This is a genomic window from Chryseobacterium shigense (assembly GCF_900156575.1).
In the GTDB taxonomy this organism is placed as follows: Bacteria; Bacteroidota; Bacteroidia; order Flavobacteriales; family Weeksellaceae; genus Chryseobacterium; species Chryseobacterium shigense.
This window is the reverse complement of record NZ_FTNY01000002.1, coordinates 58,351-73,447: the sequence shown is the minus strand read 5'-3', so window position 1 is coordinate 73,447 and position 15,097 is coordinate 58,351. Positions and strand designations below refer to the sequence as shown.

Sequence of the window (15,097 nt, the reverse complement as noted above, 5' to 3'; positions counted from 1 at the left end):
TATTTTTACACAAATATTTATTTATGAAAAAAATTCAGATGGTTGACTTGCAAAGTCAGTATTACAAAATAAAGAATGATGTAGATAATGCAGTTTTAAATGTAATGGATTCTGCGGCTTTTATCAATGGCCCCGAAGTAAAGTCTTTCCAGAATGAATTGGAATCTTATTTAGATGTAAAGCATGTGATCCCGTGTGCTAACGGAACGGATGCTTTACAGATCGCGTTGATGGCTTTGGACCTTCAAGAAGGAGACGAAGTGATCACCGCTGATTTTACTTTTGCTGCTACAGTAGAAGTTATTCATCTGCTTAAACTGAAGTCAGTCCTGGTAGATGTAGATTACGATACATTCACCATCTCTCCCGAAGAGATCAGAAAAGCAATCACACCTAAAACAAAAGCAATCATTCCGGTACATATCTTCGGACAGTGTGCTAATATGGAAGAGATCTTAAAAATTGCTGAAGAACACAATCTTTATGTAATTGAAGACAATGCGCAGGCAATCGGAGCAGAATATACATTCGCAGACGGGACTCAAAAATATGCAGGAACAATGGCAACCGTGGGAACAACTTCATTTTTCCCTTCTAAAAATTTAGGTTGCTATGGGGACGGTGGTGCCATTTTCACCAATAACGACGAGCTTGCTCACCGTTTAAGAGGAATCGTTAATCATGGAATGTACGAAAGATATTACCACGATGAGGTAGGAGTGAACTCAAGATTAGACAGTATTCAGGCTGCGGTTTTAAGAAAAAAACTTCCTCATCTGGATTCTTATAACGAGGCAAGAAGAAAAGCAGCAGATTACTATGACGAAGCATTTGCCGGAATTGCAGACATTCTTACGCCGCAAAGATCTGAAAACTCTACCCATGTATTTCATCAGTATACCCTGAGGGTTATCAACGGAAAACGTAACGAGCTTCAAAAGTTTCTTACAGAAAAAGATATTCCGGCCATGATCTATTATCCTGTGGCACTGAGAAAGCAGAAAGCCTATTATCAGGAAAGCAATGATGCAGATTTTGTGAATACAGATAAACTTCTGGATCAGGTAATATCTCTGCCAATGCATACGGAATTAGATGAGGAGCAGCTGAAGTATATTACGGATGCGGTGATTGAGTTTATGAAGTAGAATGAAAAGACCGGTTTTTCAATATAAATTAATGTATTGGATCGCTATTGTAGTAAATATAAGCATATCATTCTTTTATGGTACTTTTACTTATTCCATGGCAGCAAGTTCCGATATTGATCCTCAAGAATATATTTCTGTATTATTAATAGCAATTACATGGATACTTTCTCTTGCTTCATTATTTTTTTTATTAAAAAAAAGAGGTTTGCGGTAGTGAGTCATTCAATAGTACTCGTATTGGTGATCATTAATTTTCTGAAAATTATATTGGAAGCTGTATTTTATAAAAAACAAATGCAGAAAGGTCTTTCTCCGGAAGATTATATCATATCTTCAGCTATTTATTTATTATTTTTTGGAATTTGGTTAATACTTGTCCGTCATTTCAGATATATAGATAACAAGCTCGATTTACAAATAGAAAACATAGGAAAACACAACGATTAAATAATTTATTAAAAAAAATGGCAGTACTTGTTACAGGCGGGCTTGGATATATCGGTTCCCACACAGTAGTAGAGCTACTTAACGACGGTTTTGAAGTCGTTATTGTAGATGATTTATCCAACTCGGAAAGATTTATTTTAAAGAATATCGAAGAGATTACAGGCAAAAAGCCGTTTTTTTATCCTTTCGATTTAAGACGAAGAGAATTGCTTACGCAGGTTTTTGATGCTCATCAAATTGAAGGATGTATCAATTTCGCAGCTTCCAAAGCAGTGGGAGAGAGCCAGGTAAAACCAGTGGATTATTATGAAAATAATTTATTCACACTCATCAATATTCTTCAGGAATTCAAAGAAAGAGGAATCTCTAATTTTATTTTCAGTTCTTCCTGTACCGTTTACGGACAGGCGGAGAAAATGCCAATCGATGAAAATACACCGCTGAAACTTCCGGAAAGCGTTTATGGTAAGACCAAGCAGATGGGAGAGCAGATTTTAACTGATTTTGCGAAAGCTTATAACAGAAGAATTTCTCTTTTGCGATATTTTAATCCTATTGGGGCTCATCCGTCAGGGAAACTAGGTGAACTTCCAATGGGAGTTCCTAATAATCTGGTTCCTTACGTTATGCAGACAGCGGCAGGAATTCGTGAGAAACTGAATATCTGGGGAGATGACTATGACACGGAAGACGGAACACCGGTGCGTGATTATATTTATGTTGTAGACTTGGCCAAAGCTCATGTAAGTGCACTTAAAAAGTTAATGCATAGCAATAAGGAAACAGTAATTGATATTTTTAATCTGGGAACAGGAAAAGGAGTGTCGGTACTGGAAGTTGTGAAAGCTTTCGAAGTAGCCAATGATGTAAAGGTTCCTTATCAAATCTGTGCAAGAAGAGAAGGTGATATTACCGTTGCCTTTGCCAATGCTGATAAAGCTGAAAAAGAGCTTCACTGGAAGTCTGAGACAACATTGGAGGAATCACTAAGAACAGTCTGGAAATGGCAGATGTATCTAAACACACAAATCGTTTAAACAAGAAAAAATCAAAAGCAAATTATAAGATATTCTTCCTGATCTTCATTGTTTGATACTTTAGGAAAATGGAAGTTTTTTTAATAGAATTTTAATTGAAATTAATATGAAAACACAGAAAATAGGTATTACATTTTCCTCATTTGATTTACTGCATGCAGGACATATTAAAATGCTTGAAGAAGCGAAAACAATATGCGATTATTTGATCGTAGGCCTTCAGATAGATCCTTCTCACGATCGTCCAAACAAAAATAAACCGAGCCAGACTATTGTTGAGAGGTATATTCAGCTTAAGGCTGTCAATGCTGTTGACGAGATTATTCCTTATTATACGGAAGAAGATCTGTTGGATATTTTGAAGTCATTCGTGATTGATGTAAGGATCATCGGTGATGATTATATGGATAAAGATTTTACGGGTAAACAATATTGTGAGGAAAAAGGAATAGAGATCTTTTACAATAAAAGGGACCATAGGTTTTCTACCAGTGATCTTAGAAAAAGAATCTATGAAGCCGAGAAAGAAAAATACGAAAAGGCCGAAACCATAAAATAAAAAAAATCCCGAAAAATATTTTTTTCGGGATTTTTTGTGGTATTACATTGGACCTTGTTGGTCGTCTCCAGAGGCGTTGGAGTTGATGTCTTTTTTCCTTTTAGGCTGTTCTACCTTCTCACCTTGCTTGAATCTGTAGGTAAGAGAAACAGAGAACTGTCTCGGTTGCCACTGCATATAAGAATCCCTTACGCTATTGGCTGTATAGGTTGTAGATCTCATTGCTCTGGTATTAAAAATATCCTGAACGTTGAATGCTAAAGTTCCGTCACCTTTCCAAATGGTTTTAGAAGCACCAAGACTGATGGCATACATGTCTTTTCTATCCTGATAAGCCGTTTTCTGGCCCCCTCTGTAGAATCCTTGTAACTGGAAGCTGAATGTTTTATCTACTTTAAATGTTGAAGAAAGTCTTGCTCTTGTTGAAAAACCCTTACCATTAAAATCAGCAACCGCCTGAATAGGATTGCCATTTTTATCAAAGGTATCATATAGCGTGCTTCCTTTTGTATTGTAACCAAAAAGGTCTACATTTCCTAAGAATTTCAACCAACTTGTTGCATCCCAGTTGAAGTTTAAATCTAAACCGAAACGGTCATCTGTACCCAGGTTAATAGGTTTTGTATGAGATTCTATACGCTTTGGATTAGTAATAACTCCATTTTCATCTGTAGCCAGAATATTATACACTAACATTTTTGTGTCATCAGTCTGATGTCTGTAATAGAGCGTAGGGTTAATCGTAAATTTCTTTTTTGAAATACTGTACCCAAATTCAAAAGAGTCTACGTAGGATGGATTCAGATCAATGTTTCCGTCAAAAATATTCTGGTTATCGTTATAACTCGGGTTAGGAATCATAAAGAATGACCTTGGGCGGTCTATTCTTCTTGTGTAGTTTAATAGCAACTGATTATCCTTAGCGAATTCATAACTTAAATAGACGCTTGGGAATAAGTTATTGTAATTTTTAGTCGTTGCAGGCACATTTTTCTTGGGGTCAAGGCTTAGATAATTAATATCTACATTCGACAATTCATCTCTTACACCTACCTGATACCCTAATTTTCCGATTTTACTTTTGAATTGTAAATAAAAAGCATTGAAAGTCTCCTTATAGGTTGCATCGTAAGTGTATGGCTTAAGAAAATCTAATGGCTTTGTTGCGGTGCTTTCACGCACATCATTGCTATAATCATTGGTATTGATATCAATTCTATATCCTGCTTCCAATTTTGAATAGTCACCAATAGGCAACTCATAATCAGCTTTACCAATAACAGATCTATTCGTGGTATTTTGATTAATGATATCTTTCAAATTATCAATAGTATCATCAATATTGGTATCATTGTATGATCGGCTTCTCTGTAAACTTAATGATAATGATAAATTCTGTCCTTTATCATCAAATTTATGATCTAACCCAAAATCACCTTGAAAAGCAAGGTTATTGTTTGTTCCGAAAGTACTTCTGTTTGATGTATAAAAAGGATTTTTTAGCGGAGTATAACGATAATCAATATTTCCAAAATTTTCACTGTCAAAAGTTCTTACAGTTCCGGATGCATTTACTGAGGTTTTTTCAGAAATGTCATAAACGATACCTGCAGAAGCATTATAGTTGTTGTTTTTACTTTTAGTTTCAGAGTTAGTATTTCTTTGTACCAAATCATCATCTAATACGGCATTGTTAAAATAATCATCATTTCTGCTGGTATTTTTTGACTCCCTGTATCCCCCTCCGCCATTTAGAAACCATGTAAAGTTTCCTTTTCTCCAGTTAAGGTTGGCGTTCAGGTTGGTTTGAGGAAGATATCCTAAAGTTCCGATAACACTACCGTTGAAACCTGTTTTCTTGGTTTTCTTTAAAATAATATTCAGAATCCCCGCTGTACCGCTTGCTTCAAATTTAGAAGAAGGGTTCGTGATCACTTCAATTCTATCGATCTGGTCTGCCGGAATACTTTGAAGTGCATTGGCACCGTCATCTATTCCAAGAAGGGCAGACGGCTTTCCGTTAATTAGGAACCTTACATTGGAGCTACCTCTCATCGAAACAGTACCGTCCGTATCTACGGAAACAGAAGGAACGTTGGAAAGGACATCCTGAAGATTTCCCCCTTTACTTACAATATCCTGAGAAGGGTCGTAAGTTCTTTTGTCAAGTTCTACTTTATAAGGTTTTGTGGCCGCAGCAGTAATGACTACGCCCTGGATCTCCTGAGTTTTATTCCCGGCAGTACTTGTAGCTTCAGCTTCTATCGACAAAGCACCGATATTTCCTGCACCTGCAATATTTTTGGTAATAGTGCTTTTCTTGTAGTCAATGGCTTCTACGGTGATATCATAGTTTCCAGGAGCTAATTCCAGTTTGTACTGTCCTTTTTCGTCGGTAAGTACAGCGTCGCTTAATGCTTTGTTCACTTTATTGCTGAACGTCACAGAAGCATAGGGAACCGGCTGGTTGTTTTTGTTGACAATCATTCCCGTAACGCCTGCTTTATCTTGCGCAAATGCCATTGCAGCTGCCGAAAGTACAAAAGTAAGTGCTAGCGTTTTTTTGGTGAAAATGTTGACAATTTCCGTCTGATTCATAAGGTATTGTTTGTGTAAAATCGTGAAAGTATAACTTATAACATTATGAAATCATTAATTGGGTTGATTTTCAAAATATTATAATTTATGTATTATTTATAGATGTATAAGTCGTATGTAAGTGTTAAAAGTTAATTATCGTATTGTTAAATAAAAGTTAAATTAATTTTTTATTTTATATTTTTTGAATTCAGCCAGTCCTGGTACGCTTTTGCATTGATGGCATGCTCTTCTGCGCTGGCCGTAAATTTATGATAGCCAAACCTTGCCGGATCTGCACACATAAATATATAATTGTTGTTTTCTGCATTTAAAACAGCATCTACCGAGTTTTTGTCTACCACACAAATCGGTCCCGGAGGAATTCCTGCATTAGCATAAGTATTATAAGGTGAAGGGGTAGACAGATGTTTATAAAGCACCCTTTTGATCGGTTCCTTGAAATTAGTTTGTTTATTGATCGCATAAATGACCGTAGGATCAGACTGAAGCTTCATTCCTTTTCTATATCTGTTCATATACAAACCTGCAATGGTTTTCATTTCGTCTTTCTTGCCTCCGGATTCTTTATAAACAATCGAAGCCAGCGAATAGATCTGATCTCTGGTAAGACCTGATTGCTGTTCCTTGGTTTTTCTTTCACTCGTCCAGAAATCATTATACTGTTCATCAAATTTTTTGAAAAATTCCCTCGGACTTACCGTCCAGAAAAAATTATAAGTATCAATAAAGAAATACTTCTTTAAATCTTCTGCATTTTTATAGCCTTTTTCCACCGCAATTTGGTTCAGGTCATTCACAAAGTGTAGAGAATCCAGCTCAGTTTTTTTTGTAACTTTTCCTATCATCTGGTACATGTCTCCAAAATCTCCGATTCTGAAACTATTTTCAGCCTGGTTTCCTGCCTTAATCATATTCACAAGCTTTGTGTTTCCTTCCCCTGCCTGAAAATGGTAACGTCCAGGTTTAAAATACTGATCCAGATCTTTATCCCTGGCCACAGCTTCAAAAGCTTCCTTATCTTTTATATAGGGACCCACCGAATCAAGAATCTGCTTGAAATCCGCCTTGTGGGGAATCAGAACGTAACCGTCCTTCTCCACATTGTTTCCATAATATTTATTATAAAATCTCAAACCAAAAAATCCTGCCGCTCCAAAAATAACAAGAGCGATAACGAGAACAGTTTTTTTCATTATTAAAAAAATTGATTAAAAGTTTGTTTTTAAATAAGATCTATTTTACCTCTAAAAACTTGCTTCGCAGGACCTTCCAACCAAATATTTTGAAAAGAATTTCCGTTTTTCTCAGCATGAACCTTCAGATTTCCGCCTAGGGTTGTAACTTTTACAGAGATTAGATTATGTTTTTGCAGAAAAGTTAAAGCAGAAGCGGTAACTCCTGTTCCACAACTGAAAGTTTCGTCCTCAACCCCTCGTTCATAGGTTCTTACAAAAATTTCATCATCTGTAATTTTTTCAACAAAATTCACATTAATGCCTTTTTCCTTATAATTTTCTGAATTTCTGATGCTATGTCCTTTTGCAAAAACATCGTAATTGACCAGGTCTTCCACATATTTTACATAATGGGGAGATCCGGTATTCAGGACTGTATCTTCTCCATCCATGGAAACCGCATCTACATCAATCATCTTTAATCTGATGATGCCATTATGGATCTCAGCTTCATGTTCACCATCAGTTGCAATGAATTTACATTTGTCTTCAAAGATATCTAGGAAGAAAGCAAAAGCCACGAGACATCTTCCGCCATTTCCACACATGGTGCTTTCACCACCATCTGAATTGTAGTAAACCATTTTGAAATCATAATCGCCTTCGTTTTCCAAAAGGATAAGCCCATCGGCACCGATTCCAAAATGTCTGTCACATAATTTTTCAATAAGATCTTTCTCCTTTGGAAACTGTAGGTCCCGGTTGTCTACCATCACAAAATCATTTCCAGTCCCCTGATATTTATAAAATTCCATATTCTTTTAGTCTAAAATTGACGAGCAAAATTAATATATTTAAAATGAAAACGAACAGGGTGAGCTGTTCGTTTTCTTATTTATAATCGTTTTATCTAAATCCACCTCCGCTTGACTGCTGCCTTGTGGAACCGCTGCTTTGCTGAGGAGTGCTTGGAGAACTTGTACTTCCTCTAAACCCGCCGTTGGATGACTCCACTGGTCTGGTGCTGTTTTGGTTCTGATTATACTGTGTTGTATTTCTGAAACCGCCACCGCTTTGATTATTTTGAGTTCCCTGATTATTACTGTTCTGATTTCTGAAGCCTCCGTTACTCTGGGTGCTTTGTGATCTCTGGTTATTATTCGAATTAGTGTTATTCGAATTTCTGAATCCGTTATTGGTACTACTTCCTCGGTTGTTATTAAATCCGCCACCGCTATTGTTATTGTAGCTGCCACCGTTGTTAGTCGTACGGGTATTTTGGAATCCGTTGTTGGGTCTCTGTGAAGTTACCGTAGTTTTTCTTTCTACATAAACTTTCCTTCTGCTATTTCCTGAGTTATAGTAATAATAAGGAGCACCATTATCATAGTAATAATTGACGTCGTTTCTGTAATAGTAACCGTCATTTCCATAATAACCGCCATTTCCGTAATAACCGGAAGGAGCATAGTAAGCTCCGTTATTATAATAAGGATCTCCGTAACCATTGTTTGAATAGCCATCACCATAAGCTAAACAGGATGACAAACTGGCAATAGCAACGATGCTGAATGCTATTTTAAATAAATTTTTCATGACTTTATTGTATATTTTTTTATTTTAAACTTTTTTTCCAATTAAGGTATCCTAAGATAGCCATTATAGTAAATACCAAATATTGAACCGAAGTGATTCCAAGCTCCTTAAAAATCATCATCGGGATGCATATAAAATCTCCAATGATCCAGAAAATCCAGTTATCAATGCGCTGTCTGGCCATCAACCACATACCCACCAAAAATATAGAAGTTGTGATGACATCCAGCCAATTGGCCCAATCAAGATGGTCCAATCCTAAGGTGGTTCCTTCCATAGAAAAGTCATGGTCTATATAAGGTTTGTAATAGTAGATAAGCGTAACCAATGCCATACTTAAGAAAAAAAGAACTCCTGCGAATATTCTTTCTTTTTTAGTAGCCCAGCTCACTTCTACATGAATGTGATCTTTAGAGTTTTTTGACCATAATATCCAGCCATAAATACTCATTGCAGTATAATATACATTGATCATACAGTCTCCCAACAGACCGAAATTGAAAAGAATGTACACATAGATCATCGTCGATATGATGCCGGTAGGGTAAACCCAGATATTCTTTTTAATTGAAAAATAGACGCTCAAAATTCCGAAAACCGTACCTGTAGCTTCCAGTAGAATTTGTACAGCGCTGTAGTTTTCATACGGCTTTACAAAAAGATCATATAAATTCATGCGATCAAAAATAAACAAAAATTAACACTTTTGAAAATAAATTAAATAAAGTGTAAATCAGTTTTTTAAATATTTTAATGTAAAATAAATCACGAAAGTTTATCAATAAACGTTAAGGTTTGTAAAATTTTTATATTTTCGTAAATCTTTAATTAAATAAAAAAACATGTCTAAAATTTGGGTTAAGAAACCAATGAGTGCTTATGAAGCTGATATCAAAAAGAGCCAGCTGAAACGCGTTTTGGGTAAATGGAGCCTTACTGCTATCGGGATCGGAGCCATTATCGGAGGAGGAATTTTTGTGCTTACGGGAACGGGTGCTTACTATAATGCCGGGCCTGCACTCGCACTTTCATTTGTCATAGCGGGAATTGCCTGTGTATTTGCAGCACTTTGTTATGCAGAATTTGCTTCCATTCTTCCGGTAGAAGGTTCAGCGTATGCTTATGCGTACGGAACAGTAGGTGAAATTTTTGCATGGATCATTGGCTGGGGGCTGATCTTGGAATACGCAATGGGATCCATGACCGTCGCCGTCTCCTGGTCCGGATATTTTGCCAAGCTCCTCAAGATGTTTGGATTGCATTTGCCTGCCTATCTTACCTCAGATCCGCAGACCTATATTGCTGCAGGAAACTCTGGTTTCTCAATGAATTTACCCGCGTTTTTGATCGTATTCTTTGTGATTTCTATCCTGGTGAGAGGAACAAAAGGTGCTGCTAAAGCGAATAATTTTATTGTAATCCTGAAGGTTTCTGCTATTATTTTTGTGATCATCGCAGGAGCTTATATCATTTTAAACTCTGCTGATCCATTTAAAAACTGGATTCCTTTTATTCCTGAACCCACCACTATTACTGAAAATGGGGTCTCCCATTCCGCATATGGTATTGCCGGAGTAGTGGCAGGAGCTTCTGCCATCTTCTTTGCTTATGTAGGTTTTGATGCCGTTTCTACTCAGGCAGGAGAAGCAATTAACCCTAAAAAAGACGTACCATTTGCCATCATCGCTTCATTGATTATCTGTACCCTTTTATATATTCTTGTTTCTCTGGTATTAACCGGAATGATGCACTATACCGACTTCAATCCGCTTGGGAAATATCCGGATGCGATCAAAGCTCCTGTAGCGTATGCATTTGATATTGCCGGATACGCATGGGCAGGATACATTATTACCATTGCTGCTACAGTAGGATTAATCTCTGTATTGATGGTTATGATTATGGGACAGTCAAGAATTTTCTTAGGGATGTCTAAAGACGGATTGATTCCTGCTACATTTTCAAAAGTAAACCCTAAAACAGGAGTGCCTACAAAAAACCTTCTTATCTTGGGAGTGGTTATTGCAATTATTGCATCTCTTACGCCTATTAACGATCTGGCACACATGACAAGTTTCGGAACTTTATTTGCCTTTACCATGGTATGTGTAGCCGTTTGGGTATTACGAGTGAAAGAACCTCATTTGCAGAGAAACTTTAAAGTTCCTGCTTTACCTGTTATTGCCTGTTCAGGGATCGCAATCAATGTTTATCTGATCTTTAACCTGAGCAAGGAGGCACAGATGTATTCTTTCGCCTGGCTGATCATTGGATTTTTTGTTTACTTCCTGTACAGTAAAAAACACTCTAAACTTCAGAAAGGAGAATATGGTGAGACTTTTAAAGCAGAACAGGAGCCTTTAGAAAAACCTGATTTAGATTAAAAAAAATATACACTCAAAATCCGCAGATGCCTGCGGATTTTTTATTTTTGTTCATTATGAAAAAAACTTTTTCCATTTTATTTTTAAGTCTTGGACTATGGGTGTTTTCACAGCAAATAGAAAGCTTTAACACGATTCTGAATGATAAGATAAGTATAAGAGCTCTTGAAGTTGACGGTGAAAAGGTCTGGTATAGCGGAACAGATTCAAAGTTAGGGTTTGTTGATTTGAGAAATTTCAAAAATCAGAAACAGATCAGACTCTCTGAAATGAAACTTCAGTTCAGAACGCTGGCACAGGATAAAAATTCATTCTATGCGATCAATATAGAAAGCCCTGCCTATTTTTTTAAAATCGATAAAAAGGATCTGAAATCAGAAATTATTTTTACAGATACTGTGAAAACAGCTTTTTATGATGCGTTACATTTTGTGAACGATAAGCTGGCATATAGTTTTAGTGATGCAGATAAAGACCATATGCTTAAATTGGCAGTTTACAGAAAAGGAAGATGGGGAATGTTGAAAAGTGCTTTACAATTGAACAACGGTGAAGCCGCATTTGCAGCAAGTAATACTAATATCACTTCAACAAAAAAATACCTCTGGATTGCTACGGGAGGGAAATCTTCGCGAATTTTAAGATTAAATTTTAAAACGGAAGAGATCGAAATATTTAATACCCCTTTTATTCAGGGAGAGTCTTCTCAGGGAATGTATTCAATAGATTTTTACGATGATCAATTCGGTGTTGCAGTAGGAGGAGATTATACAAAACAAGCGGCCAATATCGATAACATTGCAACAACACATGACGGTGGGCAAACCTGGCAAATACAAGCTTCAGGGAATAATGCAGGTTATACAACCTGTGTGAAAATAAAACCTGGTTCGAACGGCAAAGAAATAATATCAGTAGGAGATCAGCATATCAGCTATTCTTTTGATTCCGGGAAAACATGGAAGAAAATTTCCGATGAAAAAGGATTTTTTGTTTGCAGCTGGATAGATAGAAATACTGTGGTTTTAGCTGGCAAAGACCGGATTTCCGTGATGACGTTGAAGTTTTAGCTATTAGTTAATAATCATAACAGCAGTCTGAATATTTTTGTCAAATGACTCTATCAGAATTATAAATCTTACGAATAGAATTTATCATTCTTTGAAAAATCCCAGTAAAGACCGTATTTAGACTCATTATAAAATACGGGCTAATATATTTCATGGTTTAAAATTCATAAGGAATGGTTAATTTTGCAGAGTGAAATTTTTTAGGCTAAATTTCATCCTTCGATAATATTTTAAATTTTGAAATGAATTCTTTAATAGATAAGTATAATATTCCCGGACCACGTTACACGTCTTATCCTACCGTTCCTTATTGGGATGAAACTACATTTTCGCCTGAAAAGTGGAAGGAGACGGTGATCAGGTCTTTTCATGAAAGTAATGCAGAGGAGGGGATTTCTATTTATATTCACCTGCCTTTCTGCGAGGCATTATGTACGTTCTGTGCCTGTCATAAGCGTATCACCAAACAACATAGCGTTGAAATTCCTTACCTGGAAAGTGTTTTAAAAGAGTGGAAACTTTATCTTGCTCTTTTTGAAGAAAGACCGAAGCTGAAAGAACTTCACCTGGGAGGAGGAACACCAACATTCTTCTCGCCCAAAAACCTGAAAACGTTACTGGAAGGAATCTTTGAAACGGTAGACATGGCAGAGCATCCAGAGTTTTCTTTTGAAGGACACCCCAATAATACAACAAGAGATCATCTTCAGACTTTATATGATCTGGGATTCAGAAGAGTGAGTTTCGGAGTTCAGGATTACGATCCTAAGGTTCAGAAAGCAATCAACAGAATCCAGCCTTTTGAGAATGTGAAAAATGTAACGGAATGGGCGAAGGAAATAGGGTATAGCGGAATCAGTCATGACCTGGTATTCGGACTTCCACATCAATCCTGGGAGGCGATGGAACATACGATCAGAAAAACAATGGAACTGAAGCCGGATAGACTTGCATTTTATTCCTATGCCCACGTTCCCTGGGTAAAAGGAGTAGGACAAAGAGGTTTTGATGAGAATGACCTGCCAAGTGGTGAAGAAAAGCGCCGTTTGTATGAAGATGGAAAAAAACTGCTTCAGGATTTAGGATATATTGAAGTGGGAATGGACCATTTTTCTCTGGAACACGATGATCTGTACCAATCTCTGATTCATAAAAAACTCCACAGGAACTTTATGGGCTATACTTCAAGCAATACCCAATTAATGGTAGGCCTTGGGATGTCTGCTATTTCAGATTCCTGGTATGCTTTTGCCCAGAATGTCAAAACAGTGGAAGAATATCAGAAAATGGTGGAAGAAGGTAAAATTCCTGTGGTAAAAGGTCATATTCTGAATGAAGAAGATCTTACCGTGAGAAGACATATCCTGAATCTCATGTGTCAGCTTGAAACAACATTTAATGATAAAAATTCATTCCCTGAACTGGAAAATGCATTTGAAATGCTGGAAGAAATGGAAAGAGATGAATTGGTGGAGATCTCTGACCATCAGATTAAGATTACAGAAAAAGGAAGAGCATTTACGAGAAATGTCGCCATGGTTTTTGATCTCAGAATGATGAGGAACAAACCGGAAACGAGAATTTTCTCTATGACGATATAAAACAAAAGCGGTTCAGATTGAACCGCTTTTTTATTGAAAATGAATAGAATTTCTACTCCTAATAGTTTCGGGATTGAGTAAAAGTGTTATTCAATAATAAGTTTCTGACTGTAAGATTTTACATCCCCTGATTTGAGGATAAGATAATAAGCTCCGGCAGGAATTCCTGTAATATCTACACTGCCATCATTTTCGATTTTCACACTGTCCAAAACGATTTTTCCTTCCGTGCTGATAAGTCCTGCGGTACTTTTATTTTTGCCGTCTGCAAAACCTTCAATAAATACTTTTTCAGAAGCCGGATTAGGATAGACCTTGATGGAAGGCTGGCGGCTTAAGTCTTCCGTTCCCAGGGTGCCAGTCGTGATTTTAAATATTTTTCCGCTCGTCACTGCAGCTACAAAAAGTTCTTTCTGAGAATTCTGCCCGAACGTAGAAAAATTATTCCCTGTACTTGCAGGGCTCCAAACGATTGAATTATCCGGATTTAACATTCCAATCTGGGTAGAGCAGTAGTCTGCAAAGAAATATTTCCCCTGAAGTGAAGGATACTGAGTTCCCCTATATACATAACCTCCGGTAATAGAGCATTTTCCTCCGGAATGATCATAAACAGCTACCGGGAAAGTCATTGTGCCCATCGCAGCACATCCTGCCGTATTGTAGGCATTATTCCCTTCATAACAGCGCCAACCGTAATTGACTCCGGCTTGCGTAATGGGGATTTTATTAATCTCTTCAATTGCTCCCTGACCTACGTCTGCAATCATTGCATTTCCTGTGGTGGTATCGAATGAGAATTTCCAGGCATTTCTAAGCCCGTAGGCCCAGATTTCATCAGCCCCGTCAACTGCTCCGGCAAATGGATTTCCGGCAGGAATATTATACGGTCCGGTAGCATTGACATCTATTCTTAACATTTTCCCCAAAAGTGAATTTTTATTTTGAGAGTTGTTATTGGGATCTCCGCCACTTCCGCCATCTCCTGTAACGATCCAAAGATTTCCATCCGGAGCGAAATGAATACTTCCGCCATTGTGATTGTCAAAAGGCTTTGGAATATTCAGTAAAATCTTTTCCGTCGCAGGATCTGCAACGTCAGGATTCGTAGGATTTACAGAATACCTTGCTACAATAATATTTCCCGCAGTATTGTTATAATAAACAAAGAAATATCCATTAGTTGCATATTGCGGGTGAAACGCAAGGCCCAAAAGACCTCTCTCTCCGCCATACAAAACTTTGGAACTGATATTCATAAAATCAGCCCCGTTAATCGTTCCGTTGGGTTGAATAATTTTGATAATTCCGTTCTGCTGGACCACGAAAAGCCGGGTGTCATTGGCATTCGTAATTTCGACGGGACTGGTCAGGCCGGAAGCAAATTCAACCAAATTAATGCTTTGAGCATTAGCAATTAAAGAAGAAAAGATGCTTAAGGTAAAAAATAGTTTTTTCATAATATTTTGATATTTA

The 15,097-nt window shown here is 37.1% G+C and carries 12 protein-coding genes; 6 read left to right on the top strand and 6 right to left on the bottom strand.

Annotation, left to right across the window (positions count from 1 at the left end):
• The first annotated feature begins 23 nt into the window (after positions 1-23).
• The 3 genes from BW964_RS05820 to BW964_RS05805 all read left to right on the top strand — a co-directional run bounded on the left by BW964_RS05820 (position 24) and on the right by BW964_RS05805 (position 3,194).
• Entirely contained in the window at positions 24-1,148 is a 1,125-nt protein-coding gene (locus BW964_RS05820) for a DegT/DnrJ/EryC1/StrS family aminotransferase (RefSeq protein WP_076506672.1), read from the top strand.
• Between the two features lie 467 nt (positions 1,149-1,615).
• Positions 1,616-2,635 carry a UDP-glucose 4-epimerase GalE gene (gene galE / locus BW964_RS05810; RefSeq protein ID WP_076505603.1) on the top strand — a complete coding sequence of 340 codons (1,020 nt, stop codon included), beginning with the start codon at positions 1,616-1,618 and terminating at the stop codon, positions 2,633-2,635.
• A gap of 106 nt (positions 2,636-2,741) precedes the next feature.
• A complete protein-coding gene (locus BW964_RS05805; RefSeq protein WP_076505601.1) occupies positions 2,742-3,194 on the top strand; it encodes an adenylyltransferase/cytidyltransferase family protein in 453 nt (150 codons plus the stop codon).
• A gap of 42 nt (positions 3,195-3,236) precedes the next feature.
• Here BW964_RS05805 and BW964_RS05800 read toward each other — a convergent pair whose 3' ends face one another.
• The 5 genes from BW964_RS05800 to pnuC form a co-directional block, all read right to left on the bottom strand.
• Positions 3,237-5,792 carry a TonB-dependent receptor gene (locus tag BW964_RS05800; RefSeq protein WP_076505599.1) on the bottom strand — a complete coding sequence of 852 codons (2,556 nt, stop codon included), beginning with the start codon at positions 5,790-5,792 and terminating at the stop codon, positions 3,237-3,239.
• Between the two features lie 170 nt (positions 5,793-5,962).
• Positions 5,963-6,988, bottom strand: a complete 1,026-nt coding sequence (gene mltG, locus BW964_RS05795; RefSeq protein ID WP_076505597.1) for an endolytic transglycosylase MltG — start codon at positions 6,986-6,988, stop codon at positions 5,963-5,965.
• A 29-nt stretch (positions 6,989-7,017) separates the two neighbouring features.
• The gene (dapF, locus tag BW964_RS05790; RefSeq protein ID WP_076505595.1) at positions 7,018-7,785 is read right to left on the bottom strand and encodes a diaminopimelate epimerase; all 768 of its coding nucleotides are present in this window, start codon (positions 7,783-7,785) and stop codon (positions 7,018-7,020) included.
• Between the two features lie 91 nt (positions 7,786-7,876).
• Positions 7,877-8,566, bottom strand: a complete 690-nt coding sequence (locus tag BW964_RS05785; RefSeq protein ID WP_076505594.1) for a hypothetical protein — start codon at positions 8,564-8,566, stop codon at positions 7,877-7,879.
• Between the two features lie 19 nt (positions 8,567-8,585).
• Complete coding sequence (pnuC, locus tag BW964_RS05780; RefSeq protein WP_076505592.1) at positions 8,586-9,242, bottom strand: nicotinamide riboside transporter PnuC; 657 nt, start codon at positions 9,240-9,242, stop codon at positions 8,586-8,588.
• A 166-nt stretch (positions 9,243-9,408) separates the two neighbouring features.
• Between pnuC and BW964_RS05775 the strand changes: the two genes are divergently transcribed.
• The 3 genes from BW964_RS05775 (at position 9,409) to hemN (ending at position 13,621) form a co-directional block, all read left to right on the top strand.
• Positions 9,409-10,950 carry an APC family permease gene (locus BW964_RS05775; RefSeq protein WP_076505591.1) on the top strand — a complete coding sequence of 514 codons (1,542 nt, stop codon included), beginning with the start codon at positions 9,409-9,411 and terminating at the stop codon, positions 10,948-10,950.
• 56 nt (positions 10,951-11,006) lie between these two features.
• Positions 11,007-12,020 carry a WD40/YVTN/BNR-like repeat-containing protein gene (locus BW964_RS05770; RefSeq protein ID WP_076506670.1) on the top strand — a complete coding sequence of 338 codons (1,014 nt, stop codon included), beginning with the start codon at positions 11,007-11,009 and terminating at the stop codon, positions 12,018-12,020.
• Between the two features lie 242 nt (positions 12,021-12,262).
• The gene (gene hemN / locus BW964_RS05765; protein ID WP_076505589.1) at positions 12,263-13,621 is read left to right on the top strand and encodes an oxygen-independent coproporphyrinogen III oxidase; all 1,359 of its coding nucleotides are present in this window, start codon (positions 12,263-12,265) and stop codon (positions 13,619-13,621) included.
• A gap of 86 nt (positions 13,622-13,707) precedes the next feature.
• Here hemN and BW964_RS05760 read toward each other — a convergent pair whose 3' ends face one another.
• Entirely contained in the window at positions 13,708-15,081 is a 1,374-nt protein-coding gene (locus BW964_RS05760) for a PQQ-dependent sugar dehydrogenase (RefSeq protein ID WP_076505588.1), read from the bottom strand.
• Positions 15,082-15,097: the final 16 nt, after the last annotated feature.